Origin of the sequence: Paraburkholderia sp. SIMBA_030, from assembly GCF_046535245.1 — a bacterium.
Lineage (GTDB): Bacteria > Pseudomonadota > Gammaproteobacteria > Burkholderiales > Burkholderiaceae > Paraburkholderia.
Window position 1 is genome coordinate 1 of sequence record NZ_JAWRXB010001753.1, and the last position, 232, is coordinate 232.

A 232-nucleotide genomic window follows, 5' to 3' on the forward strand; every position below is an offset into this window, starting at 1 on the left:
GGTCGAGCAGCACGGCGGCGAAATCGTCGATGAAATCTATTTGCCGAGCGACGCCGAACCGGCCGCGCTCGACGAAGTCGTACGGCAGATTCGCACGGCGCAGCCCGATGTGGTGTTTTCGACGCTGATCGGGCGCGGCGCGCGCAAGTTCTATCAGCTTTACCGCGAGCATGGCATCGACCCCGCGCGCATTCCGATCGCGAGCCTGACGATGACCGAGGGCGAAACGCAG

The 232-nt window shown here is 64.2% G+C and carries 1 protein-coding gene; it reads left to right on the forward strand.

What is annotated here, in order from left to right:
- Positions 1-232 (forward strand): transporter substrate-binding protein (locus tag SB772_RS46020; protein WP_410839274.1); only part of this gene is annotated, 232 nt, incomplete at both ends.